The organism is Synechococcus sp. MW101C3, from assembly GCF_002252635.1.
Classification (GTDB): Bacteria; Cyanobacteriota; Cyanobacteriia; order PCC-6307; family Cyanobiaceae; genus MW101C3.
The window spans coordinates 176,859-196,884 of record NZ_NQKX01000007.1 but is presented as its reverse complement, the minus strand read 5'-3'; the positions used below and the strand labels follow the sequence as shown (position 1 = coordinate 196,884).

Below are 20,026 nucleotides of genomic sequence, written 5' to 3'. Positions count from 1 at the left end.
GCTGCAGACATCACGATGGCCTCACATTAAGAGGTGCTCAACGGCGGTGAGGTGAACTGTTTCGATTCCAATCAGCGGCCAGGGGCTCCGCCGCCGACACTGCGACGGCTGCGCACCATCGCCTGCAGGATCCGCGCCGGATCGAGCCATTGGCCCCGGTAACGGATTCCCCAGTGAAGATGGGGCCCGGTTGTGCGTCCGGTCATGCCGATGTGGCCGATCAGCTGGCCGCGCGCGACCCGTTGCCCGGCGGCCAGCAGAACCCGCCCGCTCTGATAGCGACCGCCGCTCATCTGCCCGCCGAGATGGCAATAGATGTGGTCGTAGTCGCCGGAGCGGATCACCAGGCCGATGCCGCAGCGGCCATCGTTGATCACATCACTCACCACGCCTCCCCACCAGCTGCGGATCGGTGAGCCCAGCGGAGCGGCAATGTCGAGGCCGGAATGCTGCTCGCGGCCACCGCCGGGCCCGATCCGAAAGCCGAAGTGGCTGGTGTACCCAGCGAAGTTCACCACCGGAAACACGCCCAGGCGCCAGCGTTCATTCGCCGCCTGAACCGGCGGAATCGTGGCCGGGCCGATGAGAAGGGCCAGGCCAAGGGCCGCCAGCCGGCGATTAGAGCAGCCCGATGGCATGCAGAGGGCCCTTGCCGCTCAGCAATTCCAGCAGGAAGGCGGAGAAGCCCAGCATGGCCAGCCGCCCGTTCCACACCTCCGAGCTGTTGTTCCAGCCCCACACCCACTTCTCCTGGGGGTAGAGCTTCACCGTGGTGGGCAGGCTGGCCGCCTGGTCGAGGTTCACCTCCGGCCCGGCCAGGGCCAGCTGCACAAGGTCGGCCAGTCCACGGATGAAGGTGGGGTAGGTGTCGAGCGCCGGCACGCGCCGGAAGGTGGTGATGCCGGCTTCGGTGGCGATCTCCCGGTATTCGATGTCGATTTCCTCGAGCGTCTCGATGTGTTCGCTCACGAAGCTGATCGGCACGACCACCAGCTCTTTGACCCCCTGTTCACCCAGCTCCACCAGCGCTTGATCGGTGTAGGGCTGCAGCCACTCCACCGGCCCCACCCGGCTCTGATAGGCGAGGGTGAAGGGGTTGCTGTGGCCGAGCTGCCGGGCCAGTTCGGCCATGATCAGGTCGGTGCAGGCCTCGATGTGCTGCTGGTAGGGGTCGCCGGCCTCCTCCACATAGCTCTTGGGCACGCCGTGGGCGCTGAAGAAGATGCGAGCGGTGGTGGGGTCGTTGCACTCCTGCACCTCCCGGGCGATCAACTCGGCCATCGCCTGCACATAACCGGGATGGTCGTACCAGCTGCGGATGCATCGGATCGGCAGGCGGCTGAAGGCGGGATCGGCCTGGCGCAGCCGCTGCAGCTCGCGGAAGCTTGAACCGCTGGTGCTGATCGAGAAGTGGGGGTAAAGCGGCAATACCACCACCTCATCCACCGCATCGGCCTTGATGTCGGCGACAGCGGATTCGGTGAACGGGTGCCAGTAGCGCATGGCCACGTAGGTGGTGGCCTGCACCTGGCGCTGGCGCAACTCGCTCTGCAGCTCCCGTGCCTGCTGGTCGGTGATGCGGCGCAAGGGGGAGCCGCCGCCGATCGAGCGGTAGGCCTCCTGCGACTTACTGCTGCGCAGGGTGCTGATCAACCAAGCCAGCGGCTTCTGCAGGGCCGGAATCGGCAGCCGGATGATCTCCGGGTCGGAAAACAGGTTGTAGAGAAAAGGCCCGACATCCTCGATCCGCTCGGGACCGCCGAGGTTCAGCAGCAATACGCCGACCCTGGCCATGCCAGATCATTCCGTCAAGTCAGCCGAGCGTAACGCTGCCCCTCCGAGGCTGCTCACCGCCGGCTGGCGTGGCCACGGCCGTGCCGATACCGTCGGCACCTGCCTGAGCAACGGCAACGGGGGTGAGCGAACAAGCGGTGAGCGCTGCAGCGGCCGGCGCACCGGGCCTGGCGGGGCTCGACGCTGAACTCCAGTTCGGCAACGCCCAGCTGGCCGCCGCCGGTGTCGCCCTGCGTCTGGAGCGACGCGGCCAGCGCCTCGGCCTGCGCGGCCCGCTGCCCTGCCGGCGGGGCAGCGGGCGTTTCCGTGTGCAACGGCTCAGCCTGGGGCTGCCCGCCGATGCGGAGGGACTGCGTCAGGCCCGCCGTGAACTGCGCCGCGTGCAGCAGGAGCTCCAGCAGCAGCGCTTCACCTGGCCCACTGCGCCGGCGGCGGGGCGGCCCGCCACCAACCCCTCTGCCGGCGGCATCGGTGTCACCCGTGCGGCGGCCACCGCGCTCGATGCCGCGCTGGAGCGTTTCGAGCGCCAGTTCTTCGAGGACCCTCGCCGTCGCCGCAACCCGGCCGGCACCCGCACCACCTGGACGGCGGCCTATCTGCCCTATGTGCGGCGCCTGGCCGCCCGCGCCGCCGGGGCCCGGCTCGACGGGGAGCTGCTGCTGCAGGTGCTGGAGAGCTACCCCGCCGCCAGCCGCAGCCGCCAGCAGTGCGGCACTGCCCTGGCGGCCCTGGCCGAGGTGGTGGCGATCGACCTGCCCGCCGACTGGAGCGCAAGGGCCGGCGGCTACGGCCTGCACCGGGCCCAGTTCCGCCAGCTGCCGAGTGATGCTCTGGTGGAGCAGCTGGTGGAGCGGATCCCCAATCCCGGCTGGCGGCTCGCCTATGGCCTGATGGCCACCTACGGCCTGCGCAACCACGAGGTGTTCTTCTCCGATCTGAGCGCCCTGCTGCCCGGCGGTGATCGGGTGATCCGGGTGCTTCCCACCAGCAAAACCGGTGAGCACCAGGTGTGGCCGTTCCAGCCCGACTGGGTGGAGCGCTTCGAGCTGCCACGCCTCGCTCTGGAGACGGGGGCCCTGCCACCGGTCTGCACCGATCTGCGCACCACCACCCTGCAGCAGGTGGGCCGGCGTGTGGCGGAGCAGTTTCGCCGTTACGAGTTGCCGATCACCCCCTACGACCTGCGCCATGCCTGGGCCGTGCGCACGATCCACATCGGCCTGCCCGACACCGTGGCGGCACGGATGATGGGGCACTCGGTGTCAATCCATACGCGCACTTATCACCACTGGATCACGCGCCGCGATCAGCAGCAGGCCGTGGACGCCGCCCTCTCCCGCCGCCGTGCCGGCTGAGTCGGGCAGGATGCGGCCCTGCCCTGCTCACGGCAGGGGGTGCCGCTGCTACGCCGCTGCAACCCCCTGGCCTCTGCCCCCTGGCCTGACCCAATGACCCGCTCCAGCACCGATTCGACGGCCAGCTCCGCTGCCACTACCCCGCCTCCTACGTCCCTTGCTGCCACCGACCTGGCTGTCACCGCCCCAGTTCCCGATGCCAGCGCGCTGGATCAGGAGGCGGCCCGCCTGGGTCCCGGAGGGGCTCTGGCGCCGGAGGCCGATGGGGAGGCCTACCGCCGCCGCATGCAGCGGCGTCAGGAGGTGCAGCGCCAGCGGGTGGGGGAGCGCAACCTGGAGAAGGGTCTGGTGCTGGTGTTCACCGGCGACGGCAAGGGCAAGACCACCGCAGCGCTGGGATTGGTGCTGCGCACCCTGGGGCACGGTGAGCAGGTGGCTGTGGTGCAGTTCATCAAGGGGGGCTGGCAGCCGGGTGAAGCCCGCGCCCTCGAGCTGTTCGGTGAGGCGCTGCACTGGCGCGCCCTGGGAGAGGGATTCACCTGGGAGACCCAGGACCGGGAGCGTGACCGCGCGCTGGTGCAGCAGGCCTGGCAGACATCGCTCACCTACCTCGAAGACGCCGGCCGCAAGCTCGTGGTTCTTGATGAGGTGAACGTAGCCATCAAATTGGGCTATCTCGCTGTTGAGCAGGTACTCGATGGGCTGAGCCGAAGGCCACCGCTCACCCATGTGGCGCTCACCGGGCGTGGGGCGCCGCCGGCGCTGCTTGAACGGGCGGATCTGGTGACGGAAATGCGCCTGGTGCGCCACCCCTTCCGTGAGCAGGGTGTGAAAGCGCAGGCCGGCATCGAGTTCTAGCGACCGCCATGCTTGCTACTGTTCGGCCGTCCGCAGCGGCTGAGCGCTCATAACGATGGCATTCAAGCGCGTCCTGCTCAAACTCAGCGGGGAAGCGCTGATGGGGGAGCTCGGCTATGGCATAGATCCGGCCATTGTCCAGTCGATCGCCACGGATGTGGCGGCTGTGGTGGCTTCCGGCACCGAACTGGCGATCGTGGTGGGTGGCGGCAACATCTTCCGGGGCCTCAAGGGTTCCTCGGCAGGCATGGACCGTGCCACCGCCGATTACGTGGGCATGCTGGCCACGGTGATGAACGCCATCACCCTTCAGGACGCCCTTGAGCGCGCCGGTGTTCCCACTCGCGTGCAGACGGCGATCGGCATGCAGGAAGTGGCCGAGCCCTATATCCGGCGCCGGGCGATCCGCCACCTGGAGAAAGGGCGGGTGGTGGTGTTCGGCGCCGGCTGCGGCAACCCCTTCTTCACCACCGACACCACCGCCGCTCTGCGGGCGGCCGAGATCAACGCGGACGTGGTGTTCAAGGCCACCAAGGTGGATGGGGTCTACGACAAGGATCCCGCCCGCTACCCGGATGCCGTTCGGTACGAGAGCCTCACCTTCCAGGATGTGCTGAGCGGCGAACTGGCCGTCATGGACAGCACCGCCATCGCCCTGTGCAAGGACAACGCCATCCCGATCGTGGTGTTCGATCTCTTCGGTGCCGGCAACATCGGTCGCGCCGTGGCGGGTGAGCCGATCGGCACCCGCATCACCCCGGCCCGCTGAGCCCTTCCCCTCACCCCACTCCTTCATGGAACTCGAAGCCAGCATGCGCAAGTCGGTGGAAGCCACCCAGCGCACCTTCAATACGATTCGCACCGGCCGGGCCAACCCCTCCCTGCTCGACAAGCTCAGCGTGGAGTACTACGGCGCAGATACCCCCCTGCGTTCCCTCGCCACCATCTCCACGCCCGACTCTCAGACGATCCAGATCCAGCCCTTCGATTCCGGTTCGATGGGCTTGATCGAGAAGGCGATCTCCATGAGTGATCTGGGCCTCACCCCCAACAATGACGGCAAGGTGATCCGCATCAATATCCCGCCGCTCACCGAAGAGCGCCGCAAGGATTTCTGCAAGCTGGCCTCCCGCTACGCCGAGGAAGGCAAGGTGGCCCTGCGCAATCTGCGCCGTGACGCCATCGAGAAGCTCAAGAAGCAGGAGAAGGACGGCGAGCTTTCCGAGGATCAGAGCCGCGATCAGCAGGACAACGTGCAGAAGCTCACCGACCGCTTCATTGCCGAGCTTGAGAAGCACCTGGCGGAGAAGGAAGCCGACATCCTTCGGGTTTGAGTCCGCTGGATGCCGATGTGATCGTCGTCGGCAGCGGAGCTGCCGGAGCGGCGAGCGCTTTCCAGCTGGCGGCTAAGGGCTGGCGCGTGAAGCTGCTGGAGGCGGCGGAGATGCCGCGCGCCAAGCCCTGTGGTGGCGGCATGGCAGCCTCGGTGCAGCGCTGGTTCCCCTTTGATCTCGCGCCGGCCGTGGATCGGGTGATCACACAGGTGCGGTTCACCTGGTGCCTGGAGGATCCTGTGCTGGCGGAGCTGCCGGGGGCATCGCCGTTCTGGATCGTGCGCCGCTCCGTGCTCGACGCCTTCCTGGCCCGGCAGGCCGTGGCGGCGGGCGCCGACCTGATGGCCGGCACTGCCGTCAGCGCCATCGTGCGGCAGGGGGAGCACTGGCAGGTGCAGCTGGAACGGGGCGGCGCCCTGCAGGCCAGGGCCGTGGTGATCGCCGATGGCGCCTGTTCGCGCCTCGCCGCTCCTCTGGGGCTGGGGTCACCGCGCCCCCGTTACGCCGCGGCTCTGTCGGTGGAGCTGGAGGGCGCCGCGCTGGAGCCGGACACGGCCCGCTTTGAATTCGGCCTGGTGCGCCACGGCTTCTGCTGGGCGTTTCCCCGCGAGGGGGGCGTGAGCGTGGGGGTGGGCACCTTCCTGGGCCGGGATCTTGTCGATGGTGAGGCTGCCCTGGCCCGGCTGTTGCCCAGCCTTGGCTTCGAGGCCGCCAGCGGCGTGCGGCGCCAGTGGCCGCTGCGGGTGTGGGATGGCCACCACCGCCTGCATGGCGATGGCCTGGCGGTGGTGGGTGATGCCGCCTCCCTCTGCGACCCCTTTCTGGCGGAAGGATTGCGGCCAGCCCTGTTGAGTGCCACCCGCGCTGCGGCAGGAATGGATGGCTGGCTGTCGGGCGACAGCGCAGCCCTGGCCGCCTACAGCGACACCATGCGCAAGGAGTGGGGCAGCTCAATGGCCTGGGGGCGCCGCATCGCCCAGGTGTTCTATCGGGTGCCGCGGGTGGGCTATCAGCTGGGTATCAAGCGCCCCACGGCGCCGCAGCGCATCGCCCAGATCCTCTCGGGCGACATGGGCTACGGCGACATCGCCCAGCGGGTGATCCGCCGGCTGCTGCTCAGCGGCGCAGGGAATCCTTGATGTGGCGCAGCCGTTCGTCGATCGAGCCGAGCAGCTCGATGGCGAACATGGGCGATTCCTGCACGGCGAACAGGAACTTCTCGCGGTTCATCACCAGGAGGCGGCAGTCGTTCAAGGCCGTGGCGTTGCCATAACGGCGGTGATCGCCGGTGACCAGGGCGCCTGCCCCGAACACATCGCCCGCCTGGATCTCCTCATGGGCGGCATCGCCGTTCCAGCTGAGCTGAACCACACCCTCCAGCACACCGAACATGCAGTCGCCGGAATCACCGGCGCTGAAGATACGCTCGCCGGCGGCAAAGGCGCACACTTCTCCCTGGGAGGCGAGGGCACGCATCGTGTCGAGGGCGTGAACGGTCATGGCCGGTGGGCAACTGATCCCAGTGTGAGCCCCGGAGGTTAAGGGCTCCTTCAGCCCAGCACTCCTTCAGCTCAAGGCTGCTTCAGCCGAGGACGCCCTCAGCCGGCGGCCGTTGCTGAGAGAGAGAGCGCCAGCGGTGCGCCGAGGCCGCCACGGACGTCCTCCGGGACCAGGCGGCCATCATGGTCGGTGTCGAGCGCGTCGAACACCGCGTCGCTGCCGAGCCATTCCTCGCGGGTGATGCAGCCGTCGCCATCCATGTCGTTGAGCAGGAAGATCTCCTGGGCGGCATGGGCGAAGGCGGCTTCACCCTCCAGTTCAGCCAGCCGGTGGGCCAGCTGGGCTTCGAGCGTTTCGATCGCCTTGCAGAAGCCGCTGATGCCTTCCTCCAGCTTCTCGCTGGCCATGCGGTCGTTGGCCATGCGCGCCTCGAATCCGGCGCGATCAAGCTGCAGCTTGGCTTCGGAGGCCGCCGGCGCCTCCGCGTCGAGCTTCCGGATCAGAACCCCCTCCCGTTGCCGCAACTGGTCGAGCAGCTTGGGCGAGATCGTGAGCAGGTCGCAGCCGGCAAGTTCAATGATCTCCTCGATGTTGCGGAAGCTGGCTCCCATCACTTCCGTGGTGTAGCCGTGCGTTTTGTAGTAGTTAAAGATGCTGGTGACGGAGATCACACCGGGATCTTCCGGGCCCGGGTAGTGATCACGGCCGGTGTCCTGCTTGTACCAGTCGAGGATGCGGCCCACGAAGGGAGAGATCAAGGTGACGCCGGCTTCAGCGCAGGCCACCGCCTGGGTGAAACTGAACAGCAGGGTGAGGTTGCAGTGGATGCCTTCTTTCTCCAGCTCCTCTGCGGCCTTGATGCCTTCCCAGGTGGAGGCGATCTTGATCAGCACCCGCTCGCGGCCGATGCCGGCCTCCTCATAGAGGCCGATCAGCTTGCGGGCCTTGGCCACTGAGGCGGCGGTGTCGAAGCTGAGCCGCGCATCCACCTCCGTGGACACCCGCCCAGGCACGATGCGCAGGATCTCCTTGCCGAAGGTGACACAGATTTCATCAAGCGCTTCCAGCACCACGGCCTCGGCCGGTGCATCGGGGCCGATCACCTGGCGGGAGGCCTGCAGGGATTCGTCGATCAGGCCCTGATACAGGGGAATCTGGGCCGCCGCCAGGATCAGCGACGGGTTGGTGGTCGCGTCCCGAGGGGTGAACTGCTTGATGGCTTCCAACTCTCCCGTGTCCGCCACCACCACGGTCATGGCGGCGAGTTGATCGAGCAGGTTGGCCATGGCTGCACACACAAGCGTGGAGTCTCAAGCTACCGAGCAGCTTTGCGGCCCACTCCTGACCGTGCTCAACCCCGCACCGTTGCGGCCCCCTGAGCCGGGGTGGTCCTGCCAGCAGCTCCAGCTTGAGCGCCTGCAGCCGCAGCGGGATTGGGCGCCGGTTCGCTGGGGGCCACCTTTTCGAGCACCAGCAGGGCTTCGATGATCTGCCGGGCCACCGGCACCGCCACGGTGGAGCCGTAGGCATTGGACCCCTGGGGTTCGTCCACCACCACCAGCACCACGTAGCGGGGGTCCTCGATCGGCAGCGTGGCCACGAAGCTACAGATGCGGGCGCCGGCGATGTACACGCCGTTGAGGGCCTTCTGGGCCGTGCCGGTCTTGCCGCCGATCCGGTACCCCTCCATCTTCACGCCAGGACTGCTGCTGCTCTTCACCACCGATTCCATCCAGGCCAGCACCTGCTTGGTGACGGCCGGATCCAGCACCGGCAGGCCCTGGGCCGGTGGTGCGGCGTCCGCCAGACCTTCGCCCGAGCGCAGGCCGCGGGTGATGTGCGGGCTCACCAGCCGGCCGCCGTTGGCGAGCATGGCGTGGAGCTGCAGCAGCTTGAGCGGGGTGAGCGAGAAGCCCTGGCCAAAGGCCGCGGTGGCCGGCTCGATCGGTTGGGTGGTGAAGATCTCCCGGCTCTTGAGCTGACCGGCGACGGCTCCCGGCAGGTCGGTGTCCGGTGTCGTGTCGATGCCGATCCTGCGCAGCCATTCCCAGAACTGCGCCGGCTTCACCTGCCGCATGGCCAGCACCATGCCCACGTTGCTCGACACCTGCAGCACGGTGGGGAAATCGATCAGGCCGTTGCCCTTGCGGTCGTGGTTGAAGATCGGCCAGCCGCCGATTGTGAGCTGGCCGCTGTCGCTCACTTTTCCATCGGCCTTGATCGCTTTTTCCTGCAAAGCAATCGCCAGGTTGATCGGCTTGAAGGTGGAGCCCGGTTCGTAGAGATCCTGCACCGACCACTCCCGGAAGAGGGACGGCGAGAAGCTCCAGAACCGGTTGGGGTCGTAGCTGGGGGCGGAGGCCAGCGCCAGCAGTTCGCCATTGCGCACGTCCATCACCATGGCGGCGCCGCGTTTCGCCTTCCATTGCTTCATCTGCTTCACCAGCGCCTGCTGGGCCACCTGCTGCAGCCTGGCGTCGAGGGTGAGCTGAAGCCTCAGGTCGTCGCTGTAGAGGGCACCTGCCTGGATGCCGTCCGGCAGAGGGGTGCCATCGGCGCCGCGGCGCATCTTGCGCACGCCCTCGTGGCGGCGGAGTTCCTTGTCGCGGCTCTGCTCAAGGCCCGCCTGGGCCACCCGTTCGAGATTGAGGAACCCCACCACGTTGGCGAACAGCTGGCCCTGGGGATAGATGCGCTGGGGGTAGGCCTCTAGATCCAAGCCGCTGATGCCCAGCTCCCGCACGCGGCGGGCAGTTTCCGGATCCAGCTCGGTGGCGAGTTTCACTCCTGAGCGGCGTGGCCCCATGCTCTGAACGAGGGCGGTTTCCGGCATGGCCAGCACCGATGACAGCCTCTGGGCCACATCGGTGGGCGTGCGGACCAATTGCGGGTCATCGCCCGGAAAGTTGAAAAAGCGGGGATGGGCCCAGAGGGTGAAGCGCTCTTCATCGAGAGCCACCAGTCGCCCCTGGCGATCCACGATCGGCCTGCGGCGGCCGATCGGTTCCACCTGCTGGGTCTGAACGGCGCGCGCCCTCGACTGCAGCCGGTCACCTTCCTTGACCTGCAGCCAGGCGAGGCGGATCGACAGACCGACCAGGCCGGCGGCCAGCAGCAGGAAGACGGCCACTAGCCGTCCTGCCGGCACCGACTGCAACGCAACCACCCGACGGTTGCGGCCACCGCGCGCAGGGGGGTCGTTTCGCCGGATGGGCGCAGACGGCGCGGAACCGGTCCATCCCCTTGATCGCACCACCTCAGTAACCAGGACGAACGGTGCGCTGGCTGACGTCGAGCATGGTGGCGTTCACCTGGCCGAGCAGGGGGAGTTGCGCAGCGGCCTTGTGGTGATCCGATGGCGAGGGTAGATAAACGAGTTGGCGGATGCTCGTCGGGATCAACTGACCGGGCCGCCGAGCCGCCGTCAGGTGATGGCGCTCCAACTGGGCCACCGATTCCTGCAGGCGGTGCTCAAGCACCTGGGACGACTCCAATTCCTGGTAGCTCCTGGTCCATTGGCTCTGCCAGTGGACCGTGAGGGCTGCCAGACCGATCATCGAGCCGCCAAGGGCGATCAGGAGACCATCAGCAGCCTTGTGAAGCACGGCGAGAACTGGAGCTTGTCGCGCAACCTTGCGCGACGACAGAGAACCGTGGATGACGGCGAAGGAGCGCCGGTGAAGGGAGGGCGCTGCAGCAGGTGCGGCTGAAGGGACAGCGACCACGGGAATGTGCCTCGATCCGCCAGTGAACCATGCGTGCGCAGGCTCAGCAAGGCGACGTCAGCTTCCCAGCAGAAGCAGGTTGGTGAAGGTGAAGCCGTTCCAGAGGGAATGCAGCCACACACTTGCACTCAACCGGCCGCTGTTGAGCCGCAGCCAGCCCAGGGCCAGGCCCAGCACGAACAGGGCGGGAAGCTCCCCAAGACTCAGGTGCGCCACCGCGAAGATGGTGGCACTGATCACCACTCCCCAGCTGGGTCCAAGGTCGCGGGCCACCACCGGCAGCAGCACACCACGAAAGATCACTTCCTCGAACAGAGGAGCCAGCACAACGGCGGTGAAGGCGAAACACAGCAGGCCGAGGCTGCTGCGGTTGTTCAGCACCATCTCCAGCAGCGGATTGCTGCCACCGGGATCCGGCCAGATCTGCTGCTGCAGCCAGCCGGCGAAGCTCACCAGCGGCAGCACCATCAGAAAATACTGAAACGACCTACCCAAAGTGGGCGCCAGCGGCCGCCAGCGGAACTGCAGCCACCCCCCCTCGGGGCCGGCCTTGGGCAGCATCAGCAGCAGGATCGCCAGCGGAGCGGCGATGAGGCCGAGGTAGAGCGCCACCACGGTGAGGCCTTTCGCCAGGGAGGGTTCCACCTGCAGCCCGTCGAGCAACTGCTTCAGCACCGGGCTCACCAGCACCGGCGTGAGCACTTCACCCAGCAGCACGAAGCCGCCCGAGATCAGCAGGATCAGATCCACCGCCCCCAGCTCCGGTCCCACCAGCGGCGGCAGCGGGCTCGGTTTGGTTCTCACGCGCACCCAGGCCGCTCGCACCAGCAGGGCCAGGCCGGCCAGCAGGGCCAGGGCCGGCAGCGCGTTCGCCGCCAGCAGCTGGGCCTTGGCCCGGCGCTCTTCTGCAGGCAGGGCGCAGCGGTCCGCAGACCCGCCCAGTGCCTGGCAGGTGAGGCGCCGCTGAAGCGGGTTCTCCAGCGGTCGAGCAGCGGCCACCGGGTCGACGCCGGCCCTTGGGCTGCCCGCCAACAGGCTCCGGATCAGGGCGCTCTGGCCAGGGTCGGTGCCGTCATCGAGCCGCTCCAGCAGGGGGCGGGCTTCCTCGGGAGTGCCCGCACGGATCAGCAGCAGCGCCCGGGTCAACAGGGTGGAGCGCTGCTGGACGCGGGCAAACTCGGGGTCCTGATCGTTTTCGGCGCTGTCCGGCAGGGGCGGCAGCTGGGCCTGGCGCTGCAGTTCAGCCAGCAGTGAGGCTTCCGGCTCCTGGCCCACCACGGCGGCACGCCAGCTGGGGGGCAGTTGGGGCGCCGCCAGCGCGGCCAACTCAAGCTGGCGCCGGCCGAGATCGTTGCCTACCGATGGACGGGTGAGGCTTGCCACCAGGCCATTGACCCAGAGCAGCAGGCTGAGGGCCAGGCTGACGAAGGCCAGCGCCGTTTTCCAGGGGGGGATGCGTTGTCTCGGGCCTGCCGTTGTCACAACACGTCCCGTCTTTGCATCGATTGTGCCCTGAAGCCCTCCCATACGATGGCCTCGCTTGCGGCTCCATCCCTGTGCCCCTCCGGCTTCTTCTGGTCCGTCACGGGCTGAGCAGCTTCAACACCGAGCATCGGGTGCAGGGGCGCGACGACCTTTCCACCCTCACGAGCGAAGGCGTGCGTCAGGCCACCGCCACCGGTGAGGCTCTGCGCGGGCTTGACATCGCCGCCTCTTACACCTCGCCGCTCAGCCGCGCCAGCGCCACGGCCGCCGCCCTGCTGGAAGCCCATGGCGGCGGACAGCGCGCCGAGGCGGACAGCGGTCTGCTGGAGGTGGATCTGGGCCCCTGGAGCGGTCTGCTGAGCCGCGAGATCCGCGACCGGTTTCCTGCCGACTACGCGCTCTGGCGCCAGGCCCCCCACACCCTCGAACTGACCCGCCACGGCCAGCCCTACCGGCCGGTACCCGAACTCAGGCACCAGGCCGCCGATTTCCTCGAACGCCTGCTGGAGCGCCATCTGCCGGTGACAGACCCTGCGGCCGAAACGTCTTCGGCTGATGGGCCCGTGTCGGTGCTCGTGGTGGCCCACAACGCCATCCTGCGCTGTCTGCTGCTGGCGGCACTCGGTCTGCCCGCCAGCGACTTTCAGCGGCTGCGCGTGGATAACGCCTCCCTCTCGGTGCTGAATCTGCGCCGACGCCCCGATCACACCGTGGAGGTGCAGATCGAATCGCTCAATGGCACCGCCCATCTGGGTGTGCCGGTGCCACCGAAGGGGGAGGGGCCCCGCCTGCTGCTCGTGCGCCACGGCGAAACCGACTGGAACCGCCAGGGGCGCTTCCAGGGACAGATCGACATTCCGCTCAACGGCCATGGCCAGGAGCAGGCCGCCGCCGCCGGCCGTTTCCTGGCCGAGCTGCCGATCCAGCGGGCCTACAGCAGTGCCATGGCGCGGCCACGCCAGACCGCCGAAGCGATCCTGGCGCTCCACCCCGGCGTGCCACTCACCAGCCTGCAGGGCCTGGTGGAGATCGGCCACGGCCAGTGGGAGGGCAGGCTGGAGGCGGAGATTGAGGCCGGTTGGCCCCAGCTGCTGGCCGACTGGAAGCGGGCGCCCCACACCGTGCAGATGCCCGATGGGGAGAATCTTCAGCAGGTCTGGGATCGTTCGCTCGACACCTGGGAGCGGATCGCCCGCAGCCTTGCCGACGACGAGACCGCGCTCGTGGTGGCCCACGATGCCGTCAACAAAACCCTGCTCTGCGCCTTGCTCGGGCTCAGCCCCGCCGACATCTGGATGGTCAAGCAGGGCAACGGCGGCGTCACTGTCATCGATTACCCCGCCCGCCAGGCCAGCGGCCCTGTTTCCGCCTGGCCGGTGGTATCCAGCCTCAACCTCACCAGCCACCTCGGTGGTGTGATCGACCGCACGGCTGCCGGTGCGCTCTGATGGCGGCCCGCTTCCTGTCGCAGGTGCAGGTGCTGGCCGGTCCGGATCAGCCCCTGCGCCACCGCGATGTGCTGCTCGATGATGGCGTGCTGATCGGTTTCGATCAGGCCGCCGCCAGCGAGGCGCAGCATCGTGGTCTCGTGCCGCTGGTCGCCCACGACTGGCTGCTGGCCCCGGCCTTGGTGGATCCCCACAGCACCCTGGAGGAGCCCTTCGCTGGTCGGGCGGAAACCCTGGCCAGCCTGGTGGCCTCCGCGGCGGCGGCGGGCTATGGCACCGTGGCTTTGCTCCCCCGGGCCGGCAGTTGGCGGGACCGTCCGGAGCGGCTGCAGTTGCAGGCCCCAGATCCCTTTCTCCTGCCGCTCTGGGGGGCGTTCAGCCGCGGAGGACGCGGCCAGGAGCTGGCGCCCCATGGTGATCTGGCGGCGGTCGGCGCCATCGGCCTGGCCGAAGACGGCGCCCTGCCGCCCCTGGCGTTGCTGGAGCGCGGGCTGCGGCTGGCGGAGGCGGGGCCTCTGCCCGTGTTGCTTTCACCCCGCGACCCTGACCTCACCCTCGGCGGTTTCGTGCGGGAGAGCGTGGAGGCGCTCCGGGCTGGTTGGCCGCCGGATCCCGTGTTCAGCGAAACGCTGCCGTTGCAGAGCCTGCTGCAGCTGGCCCGCGCCCTGCCCGATGCTCCGCTGCGGCTGGCGAATCTCTCCACCGCTGCGGGGGTGGCCCTGTTGCGCAGCTCCGGGCTGCCGCTGCAGGCGAGCGTCTGCTGGTGGCACCTGGTGGCGGACAGCGGCAGCCTTGATCCGGTGGCAGAAGGCTGGCGCCTTGAACCCTCGCTGGGCAGCCCGGAGGATCGCCACGCCTTGATCCAGGCCCTTGCCGACGGGGTGCTCACAGCGGTGGCAGTGCATCACCTGCCGCTTGATGCCGAAGAACGCCTGCTGCCGCTCGATCAGCGCCGCCCCGGGCTGGCTGGTCATCGCCATGTGCTGCCTGCCCTGTGGCAGGAGCTGGTGGTGCAGCAGGGTTGGGCGCCTGCTGCGCTCTGGCAGCGTCTCTGCTGGGGCCCCGCCAGGTTGCTGGGGCTGGACGAAGAAAGGCTGGAGCCCGGTTCACGCCGCTGGTTGCTGTTCGATCCCGCCGCCGCTTCAACCCCGGAGGCAGCTGATCCCTATGCGTCGCGTGCGGCAAATCAGCCCTTCGAAGGTGAAACTGTCACTGGCCGGGTGCTGGCGGTGGGGGTGCTGCCGGATCTGTGGCGGGGGCCTCAGGAATGAGCAGCGGCGGAACCGCTGATTCACCACTGGCCTTGTCGTTTTCGCCGAGCTCACCCAGGCGATCCAGCGGCCAGAACCGGTAGAAGGCCCGGCCGATCACCTCTTTCTGGGGCAGGAAGGGGGAGCCGGGCCAGAAGCGTCCATCCCAGCTGTTGGCGCGGTTGTCGCCCAGCACCAGCACCGAACCGGCCGGTACCACGGTGTTGATGGTGCGGCAGGGCCCCGCTCCCTGGCTGTCGACGGGGCAGTAATTCTTGACGTATGGCTCATTGAGCAGCTTGCCGTTGATGCTCACCCGCCCGCGGGGATCCACGGCCACGCGCTCGCCCGGCAGGGCCACCACGCGCTTGATGTAGGCATCGCAGGCCGGTTCCTGAAGGCCCGGCAGTGAGCCCACCAGTGGAATGTTCACCAGCAGGCAGCGCAGCGGACCGCTGTTGCGATCCTTTCGCAGAGCCGGATCGAAATGGAACGGGGAGTTGAACACCAGGATTTCGCCCCGGCGTGGCTCGCGGTTCCGCAGCGACAGCTTTTCCACCAGCAGCCGGTCGTTGATCTGCAGCCCCGGCAACATCGAGCCCGAGGGGATGAAGCGGGCCTCCATCAGAAACTGGCGGATGCCCAGCGCCACCAGCAGGGTGATCAGGACGCTGCGCCAGAAGGCCCAGGCGCTCTCGGATTCACCGCCGCGATGGCCCTTCGGCGGAGGGGAAGGCTGCTCGGGGTTCGTGGGCGCTTCTGGAGGCCTTGGCAGATCCTCAGTGGTCAAGAGAGTTCGGGCAGCGGAGGGCGGGCGCCGGAGGCGCGAAGTGGCCGACTTGAAACCTTAAGCGCCCAGCCATGTTCCCTCGCGTTCCTACCCTGACCGAACCGCTCGGTGTTCATGGTCCGCCCCCGCTGGCATGCGATCCGGCCTTTTGCCAGCAATGCGTTGGCGCGCCGCTGGGACCGTTTCGTGGCGGTCTGGGCCAGCTTCAATCTGCTGTGGGTCTGCTTCGACCTCACCTACGTGCCGCTGCGCACCTTCTGGCTGCAGCGGAACCTCTATCCGCTGCCTTCGCTGCCGGTGGTCCTGCCGCTGCCGTTGCTGCCCGACATCACCCCCCTCTACGACCCGGTGAAGGGCATCGAACCGCACCGGGAAACCCAGGCCTACCTGGCCGCGTTCGAGCAGCTCGATCGTGCCCTTTCCGCGGGTGAGAGCGCGCCGGAGCTGCGTCGTCGGCAGGTGGAGCTCACCCAGCAGATGATCGACGACAACCCGTTCCTGGCTTCGGTGGGGGCGGGCACGCTGGAGAAGATCAAGAACCGCCTGCGCCAGCAGGCTGACCTGGATTCCGCCAAAGGCTCTGCCGAGAGGCTGCTGAGCGATGCATGGCTGCGCCAGCACCCCTGGGAAACGGAGCGCCGCTTCTGGCAGCAGCAGGTGCTGCCGCTGGTGTCCACCAACTACTGGCGATCAATCGATGAGAACGGCCGCCCGACCGACCACTTCTGGCGACTGGATCTGCTGGCGTTCCAGAGCGTCTTTCTGCTCGACATTCTCTTGCGCGCCGCCCGGCTGCGGCGGCGCATCCCCGGGCTGAGCTGGGGGGGAGCGCTGCTGCGCCGCTGGACCGATCTGCCACTGCTGCTCCCCTTCTGGCGCTGGCTGCGCCTGGTTCCCGTGGTGGAGCGGCTGCAGGTGAGCGGCCTCGTCAACTTCGAGCCGCTGCGCGCGGTGGTGAGCCGGGGAGTGGTGTCGCTGCTGGCCGTGGAGCTGTTCGAGGTGCTGGCCCTGCAGCTGGTGGATGGGGCTCAGGGACTGATCCGTTCCCCCCACTGGCCCCGGCGCATCCGGGCCCTGCGCAGCCACCAGACCGTGACGATCAACGAGGAGCGTGAGCTGGTGGAGCTGTTGCGCATCTGGGGCCCCCTGCTGCTCAACGACGTGATGCCGCGGCTGGCGCCGGAACTGCGAGCCCTGCTGAGCCACATCCTTCAGCAGAGCCTGCAGCAGACCGTGGTGCCTCAGGCGCTGCGCCAGCTTCAGCCGCTGCTGCAGGTGGAGCAGGAGCTCGCCCGCCAGCTGTCCGCCGGCATGGTGGACAGCCTCCTGGAGCTGTCCCGCAATGCCGGCCGGCGGCTGGAGTACCCGGACGACCGCCAGATCGACCTGATGCAGCGCTCCCTCGACCGTTTCTGGGAAGAGCTGGCCGGCAGCCTCGAATCGGGCCCCGCCGTGACGCGCAGTCAGCACCTGTTGTGCTCGCTGCTTGAGGAGCTCAAGCTCACCTATCTGGGCCAGATCAACCGCAGCGGCATCGATGCCCTGATCCGCGAGCTCGATCAGCTCACGGTGGAGCCGGTGCCTCCGGTCGAAGCAGCGTCTGCCACTGCTGGGGATCAAAGCCCGTGAGCACGGTGCCGCTGGCGCTGATCAGGAAGGGCCGCTTGATCAGCTTCCCGTCAGAGGCCAGTGCGGCCAACGCGGCTTCGTCGTCCATGGCTTTCACCACGGCGGAGCCCAGGGCGCGGTAGCTGACGCCGCTGGTGTTGAACAAGCGGCGGCGTTCGAGCTGGGCGAGGGCCAGGCGCAACTCCTCCAAGGAAGGAGGATGAAGGGTGATGTCAATCACCTCGGCGTCGAGGCCCTGCTCCTGCAGCCAGCGCAGGGCTTTTCTGCAGGTGGAGCAGGCGGCGTAGCTGTAGACCCTCAGGCCCACGCTCACTTCATGCCGACGAGGGCCTTGAGCGCACCAACCAGACTGTTGGAGCCCTTGCCGACGGCGGCATCCGGACGGGTGCGGATGGTGACATCCCCCGTGACGCTGGTGCGGCAGCTCAGGCGGTAGTTGGCCGGACGATCGGAGAGGTACACCTGTTCGACGTCGCTGCGGGGGGAGAGGTTGCGCTCGCCCTCCAGCACCTCGACGACGCAGGTGCCGCACTGGCCCAGGCCCCCGCAGTTGTTGAGGTTGTTCAACCCTTTGTAGGGGTTGATGCCAGCGTCGAGTGCCGCCTTGCGGAGGTTCGCCCCCTCGATGCAACCGACGTTCTGGCCTTCGTTTTCGAACCGGATCGTGGGCACGGCAGGGAGGGAGTCTGGGCGCCGACCAACCTACCTGCAGGCGGTGGCCCTTGCCCGTGAATGCAACGCTTGTTGGCCCATTCCCCAGGCTCGGCGTCGCTGTCGCGGGATTGCCAATGGGCTGCCCAGCCCGCGGTGCCGCCTAGCATCGCTGACAACGGATCCTGGGCCTTGGCGTCAGCTGAAGTTTCTCCTCTGATCGATCCGCTCGAACCCGAGGGTTACGACCTGGTGGTGCAGCGGTTGATCCCGGGCTACGCCAGCCTGGCACGCTTGGCTGTGGCCTTGCTTGCCGCTTCCCCGCTCGCCGCTCCTGAGGGCGCCGAGGTGCTGGTGGCCGGATGCGGCACGGGGGCTGAGCTGGTGGAAGCCGTTGCTCAACGCCCCGATTGGCAACTCACGGCGATCGACCCTTCAGCGGCCATGCTCGCCGCCGCAAGGCAACGCCTCGGCGAGGCTGCCCCGATCCGCTGGCTGCAAACCACGGCAGAGGCGCTCACGAACGAGCAGGGGTTCGCCGGCGCTCTTTCCGTGCTCGTGCTCCAGTCGCTCCCAGACGACGGCACCAAGCTGGCGTTCCTGAGTGCCTTGGCCCGCTGTCTGCGGCCCGGCGGCCAACTGGTGCTGGTGGATCTGATGCGGCCGGCCCTGCCGCTCCTCCAGGAGCAGATCACCGAGGCCTGGCTCGGCTTTCAGAGGGTGAGCGGCCTCGAACTGGATGCCGACCGGATCGCCCCCCTCACCCAGGGCCTCCATCCGATCGGCGATGCCCGCCTCACGGCATTGGTGAATGCCGCAGGTTTCGGCGACCCTGCACGCATCTTTCAGGCCCTCGACTACGAAGGCTTTCTGCTCCAGCGCGTGGCCTGAGAGCAGACATTGCAGAGCCCCTGAGCACCGCCAGTGCACCGCCTGTGAGCGCCCTCATGGGGCAGCACGTGCGGCGTTGCCATCGCACAACTTGCCGCTGGACTTGGCTCTGCCTGTGGGGACGTTCAGGAAGTGAGCAAGCTCAGCGAGGGGCTGTTCAGCGCAGAACCTTTCGGGGCAGGCTCAATGTACCGATGCCCGAGGAAGGCGGCTGGGCCTGGTTGTGGTGCAGGGGCGCTGGTGCGCTTGGCAGACGGCTCAGTCGGGGCAGGACGGCAGGGCGGGATCCCATCACCGAGATCAACGGAATGAACACGGCCATCAGGCCGATCAAGCCGCCCGCAACGGCCGAGCTGGAAAACAGGAGGGATTCCGTACTGAATGGGTCCTCGCCAGGGTCGGCGTCGGATTCAGTGAGCGTGGAAGGGAGGTCTTCGGCTGGAAATCGAGACTGGGCGGAGTCCATGGACGGGGATTGAGGGACACCCCCCGAGCTCAGGATTGCGGCACGAAAGGCCGAAACGCCGTGGGGCTCGGGTGGCAGATCCAGAGCAGGAACAGCGCTGCTGGGGCAGGTCTGTAACGTCTGCTGCAAAAATGGTGGAGTTCATCCACCATTTCGGCATGGATCTTGGCTCGATTATGCCATCTTTTCGTTTTGCTTGCCGTGCGTCGTGTGGAACGCCTGTCAGGAGTCAGCGATCAGGCTGCCGGCCGTGACTGCTCAATGTGCTCCCGTTTGCTGTTCAGGTCGGTGGGAGCACGTTCCATGCCCTGAAGTAGGCGCCGGATCCCCTGCAGTTCGTCAAGGATGGATCCCAGCAATTGCTGGGTGATGGTGGAAGGGGCGTTGAGAACTTCCACTGTGACTTCCTTGATGCGAAGCACGTCACGGGCGAACCTGGCCACTTCGTTGGGGTGAAACAGCAGCGCTTCCTTCTGATCGGTGCGGTATTCGGGGTTGAGACGCCGTGGGTTGAAGGGAGGATTGAGATTGCGCGGTTCGGTGTTGGTGTAGCGATACACCGAGGCGCGCGAGCGGTTCAGAGCCCGCTGCACCTCATCGATGGTGATCAGGCCTTCCGGGGGTGCGTCGGCACTGAAGGACGGGGCGCCGGGGGGCGTGGAGTCTTGAGCGTGTGGGGGTACCGCAGGGGAACCAGGGCCAGGGCCGGCCACCCCACCCCCGAAAGCGCCCTTCGGATGTGTGGACATGAGACAAACCTTGGACTACTGGGACTCAAAAATGAATGTAGCAGAAATCGCCGCGGCGTTTGGGTTCCCGCCGAGCCTTTCGCCGTCGTTCTTGCCGCTCG

At 67.7% G+C, this 20,026-nt stretch carries 21 protein-coding genes; 9 read left to right on the top strand and 12 right to left on the bottom strand.

The annotated features are described in order from the left end of the window. Positions 1 to 71: 71 nt before the first annotated feature. Together CJZ80_RS10610 and hemH are read right to left on the bottom strand one after the other, a co-directional pair. Positions 72 to 638: a M23 family metallopeptidase gene (locus tag CJZ80_RS10610; protein ID WP_094512964.1), complete on the bottom strand. Its 567-nt coding sequence runs from the start codon at positions 636 to 638 to the stop codon at positions 72 to 74. Beyond that, entirely contained in the window at positions 619 to 1,794 is a 1,176-nt protein-coding gene (gene hemH, locus CJZ80_RS10605) for a ferrochelatase (RefSeq protein ID WP_094512963.1), read from the bottom strand. Before hemH ends, CJZ80_RS10610 begins: the two co-directional genes overlap by 20 nt. A gap of 167 nt (positions 1,795 to 1,961) precedes the next feature. Between hemH and CJZ80_RS10600 the strand changes: the two genes are divergently transcribed. From CJZ80_RS10600 to CJZ80_RS10580, 5 genes are all read left to right on the top strand, one after another. Continuing rightward, positions 1,962 to 3,149, top strand: a complete 1,188-nt coding sequence (locus tag CJZ80_RS10600; RefSeq protein WP_094513048.1) for a site-specific integrase — start codon at positions 1,962 to 1,964, stop codon at positions 3,147 to 3,149. Positions 3,150 to 3,242: 93 nt separating this feature from the next. Beyond that, positions 3,243 to 4,007, top strand: a complete 765-nt coding sequence (gene cobO / locus CJZ80_RS10595) for a cob(I)yrinic acid a,c-diamide adenosyltransferase (protein ID WP_094512962.1) — start codon at positions 3,243 to 3,245, stop codon at positions 4,005 to 4,007. A gap of 55 nt (positions 4,008 to 4,062) precedes the next feature. Further along, positions 4,063 to 4,776, top strand: coding sequence for a UMP kinase (pyrH, locus tag CJZ80_RS10590; protein ID WP_094512961.1), 714 nt, complete (start codon positions 4,063 to 4,065; stop codon positions 4,774 to 4,776). A 25-nt stretch (positions 4,777 to 4,801) separates the two neighbouring features. After that, positions 4,802 to 5,341, top strand: a complete 540-nt coding sequence (gene frr / locus CJZ80_RS10585; RefSeq protein WP_094512960.1) for a ribosome recycling factor — start codon at positions 4,802 to 4,804, stop codon at positions 5,339 to 5,341. A 5-nt stretch (positions 5,342 to 5,346) separates the two neighbouring features. Beyond that, entirely contained in the window at positions 5,347 to 6,480 is a 1,134-nt protein-coding gene (locus CJZ80_RS10580) for an NAD(P)/FAD-dependent oxidoreductase (protein WP_094513046.1), read from the top strand. Here CJZ80_RS10580 and CJZ80_RS10575 read toward each other — a convergent pair. The 5 genes from CJZ80_RS10575 to CJZ80_RS10555 all read right to left on the bottom strand — a co-directional run bounded on the left by CJZ80_RS10575 (position 6,458) and on the right by CJZ80_RS10555 (position 12,048). Continuing rightward, a complete protein-coding gene (locus CJZ80_RS10575) occupies positions 6,458 to 6,841 on the bottom strand; it encodes a Crp/Fnr family transcriptional regulator (RefSeq protein WP_233133001.1) in 384 nt (127 codons plus the stop codon). The genes CJZ80_RS10580 and CJZ80_RS10575 overlap by 23 nt on opposite strands. 98 nt (positions 6,842 to 6,939) lie before the next feature. After that, the gene (locus CJZ80_RS10570; protein WP_094512959.1) at positions 6,940 to 8,127 is read right to left on the bottom strand and encodes a transaldolase; all 1,188 of its coding nucleotides are present in this window, start codon (positions 8,125 to 8,127) and stop codon (positions 6,940 to 6,942) included. A gap of 65 nt (positions 8,128 to 8,192) precedes the next feature. Then, positions 8,193 to 10,052 carry a penicillin-binding protein 2 gene (locus CJZ80_RS10565; protein ID WP_233133025.1) on the bottom strand — a complete coding sequence of 620 codons (1,860 nt, stop codon included), beginning with the start codon at positions 10,050 to 10,052 and terminating at the stop codon, positions 8,193 to 8,195. Between the two features lie 46 nt (positions 10,053 to 10,098). Beyond that, positions 10,099 to 10,446: a hypothetical protein gene (locus CJZ80_RS10560; RefSeq protein WP_094512957.1), complete on the bottom strand. Its 348-nt coding sequence runs from the start codon at positions 10,444 to 10,446 to the stop codon at positions 10,099 to 10,101. Positions 10,447 to 10,623: 177 nt separating this feature from the next. Continuing rightward, positions 10,624 to 12,048, bottom strand: coding sequence for a CPBP family intramembrane glutamic endopeptidase (locus tag CJZ80_RS10555; RefSeq protein WP_233133000.1), 1,425 nt, complete (start codon positions 12,046 to 12,048; stop codon positions 10,624 to 10,626). Between the two features lie 74 nt (positions 12,049 to 12,122). On the opposite strand from CJZ80_RS10555, the gene CJZ80_RS10550 reads away from it, so the two are divergent. Both CJZ80_RS10550 and CJZ80_RS10545 read left to right on the top strand, forming a co-directional pair. Beyond that, a complete protein-coding gene (locus tag CJZ80_RS10550; RefSeq protein WP_094512955.1) occupies positions 12,123 to 13,499 on the top strand; it encodes a histidine phosphatase family protein in 1,377 nt (458 codons plus the stop codon). Beyond that, positions 13,499 to 14,770, top strand: coding sequence for a dihydroorotase (locus CJZ80_RS10545; protein WP_198948289.1), 1,272 nt, complete (start codon positions 13,499 to 13,501; stop codon positions 14,768 to 14,770). The genes CJZ80_RS10550 and CJZ80_RS10545 overlap by 1 nt, the downstream gene beginning before the upstream one ends. Here CJZ80_RS10545 and lepB read toward each other — a convergent pair. After that, a complete protein-coding gene (gene lepB, locus CJZ80_RS10540; protein ID WP_255374148.1) occupies positions 14,709 to 15,539 on the bottom strand; it encodes a signal peptidase I in 831 nt (276 codons plus the stop codon). The genes CJZ80_RS10545 and lepB overlap by 62 nt on opposite strands. Before the next feature lie 114 nt (positions 15,540 to 15,653). Between lepB and CJZ80_RS10535 the strand changes: the two genes are divergently transcribed. Further along, on the top strand, positions 15,654 to 17,168 hold the full coding sequence (locus tag CJZ80_RS10535) for a hypothetical protein (protein WP_094513043.1): 1,515 nt from the start codon (positions 15,654 to 15,656) through the stop codon (positions 17,166 to 17,168). Here the strand turns inward: CJZ80_RS10535 and CJZ80_RS10530 are convergent. Together CJZ80_RS10530 and CJZ80_RS10525 are read right to left on the bottom strand one after the other, a co-directional pair. Further along, entirely contained in the window at positions 17,104 to 17,481 is a 378-nt protein-coding gene (locus CJZ80_RS10530) for a Spx/MgsR family RNA polymerase-binding regulatory protein (RefSeq protein ID WP_094512954.1), read from the bottom strand. The genes CJZ80_RS10535 and CJZ80_RS10530 overlap by 65 nt on opposite strands. After that, complete coding sequence (locus CJZ80_RS10525) at positions 17,478 to 17,840, bottom strand: 2Fe-2S iron-sulfur cluster-binding protein (RefSeq protein WP_094512953.1); 363 nt, start codon at positions 17,838 to 17,840, stop codon at positions 17,478 to 17,480. The genes CJZ80_RS10530 and CJZ80_RS10525 overlap by 4 nt, the downstream gene beginning before the upstream one ends. 171 nt (positions 17,841 to 18,011) lie before the next feature. Between CJZ80_RS10525 and CJZ80_RS10520 the strand changes: the two genes are divergently transcribed. Beyond that, on the top strand, positions 18,012 to 18,710 hold the full coding sequence (locus CJZ80_RS10520) for a class I SAM-dependent methyltransferase (RefSeq protein WP_233132999.1): 699 nt from the start codon (positions 18,012 to 18,014) through the stop codon (positions 18,708 to 18,710). Positions 18,711 to 18,867: 157 nt separating this feature from the next. Here the strand turns inward: CJZ80_RS10520 and CJZ80_RS10515 are convergent, their stop codons facing one another. After that, positions 18,868 to 19,176, bottom strand: a complete 309-nt coding sequence (locus tag CJZ80_RS10515) for a hypothetical protein (protein ID WP_094512951.1) — start codon at positions 19,174 to 19,176, stop codon at positions 18,868 to 18,870. A 236-nt stretch (positions 19,177 to 19,412) separates the two neighbouring features. Further along, a complete protein-coding gene (locus tag CJZ80_RS10510) occupies positions 19,413 to 19,925 on the bottom strand; it encodes a hypothetical protein (protein WP_233132998.1) in 513 nt (170 codons plus the stop codon). Positions 19,926 to 20,026: the final 101 nt, after the last annotated feature.

Coding starts and splice junctions, on each gene's coding strand:
- CJZ80_RS10610 (WP_094512964.1), bottom strand. CDS start 638: ATGCCATCGGGCTGCTCTAATCGCCGGCTGGCGGCCCTTGGCCTGGCC.
- hemH (WP_094512963.1), bottom strand. CDS start 1,794: ATGGCCAGGGTCGGCGTATTGCTGCTGAACCTCGGCGGTCCCGAGCGG.
- cobO (WP_094512962.1), top strand. CDS start 3,243: ATGACCCGCTCCAGCACCGATTCGACGGCCAGCTCCGCTGCCACTACC.
- pyrH (WP_094512961.1), top strand. CDS start 4,063: ATGGCATTCAAGCGCGTCCTGCTCAAACTCAGCGGGGAAGCGCTGATG.
- frr (WP_094512960.1), top strand. CDS start 4,802: ATGGAACTCGAAGCCAGCATGCGCAAGTCGGTGGAAGCCACCCAGCGC.
- CJZ80_RS10575 (WP_233133001.1), bottom strand. CDS start 6,841: ATGACCGTTCACGCCCTCGACACGATGCGTGCCCTCGCCTCCCAGGGA.
- CJZ80_RS10570 (WP_094512959.1), bottom strand. CDS start 8,127: ATGGCCAACCTGCTCGATCAACTCGCCGCCATGACCGTGGTGGTGGCG.
- CJZ80_RS10545 (WP_198948289.1), top strand. CDS start 13,499: ATGGCGGCCCGCTTCCTGTCGCAGGTGCAGGTGCTGGCCGGTCCGGAT.
- CJZ80_RS10535 (WP_094513043.1), top strand. CDS start 15,654: ATGGTCCGCCCCCGCTGGCATGCGATCCGGCCTTTTGCCAGCAATGCG.
- CJZ80_RS10515 (WP_094512951.1), bottom strand. CDS start 19,176: ATGGACTCCGCCCAGTCTCGATTTCCAGCCGAAGACCTCCCTTCCACG.
- CJZ80_RS10510 (WP_233132998.1), bottom strand. CDS start 19,925: ATGTCCACACATCCGAAGGGCGCTTTCGGGGGTGGGGTGGCCGGCCCT.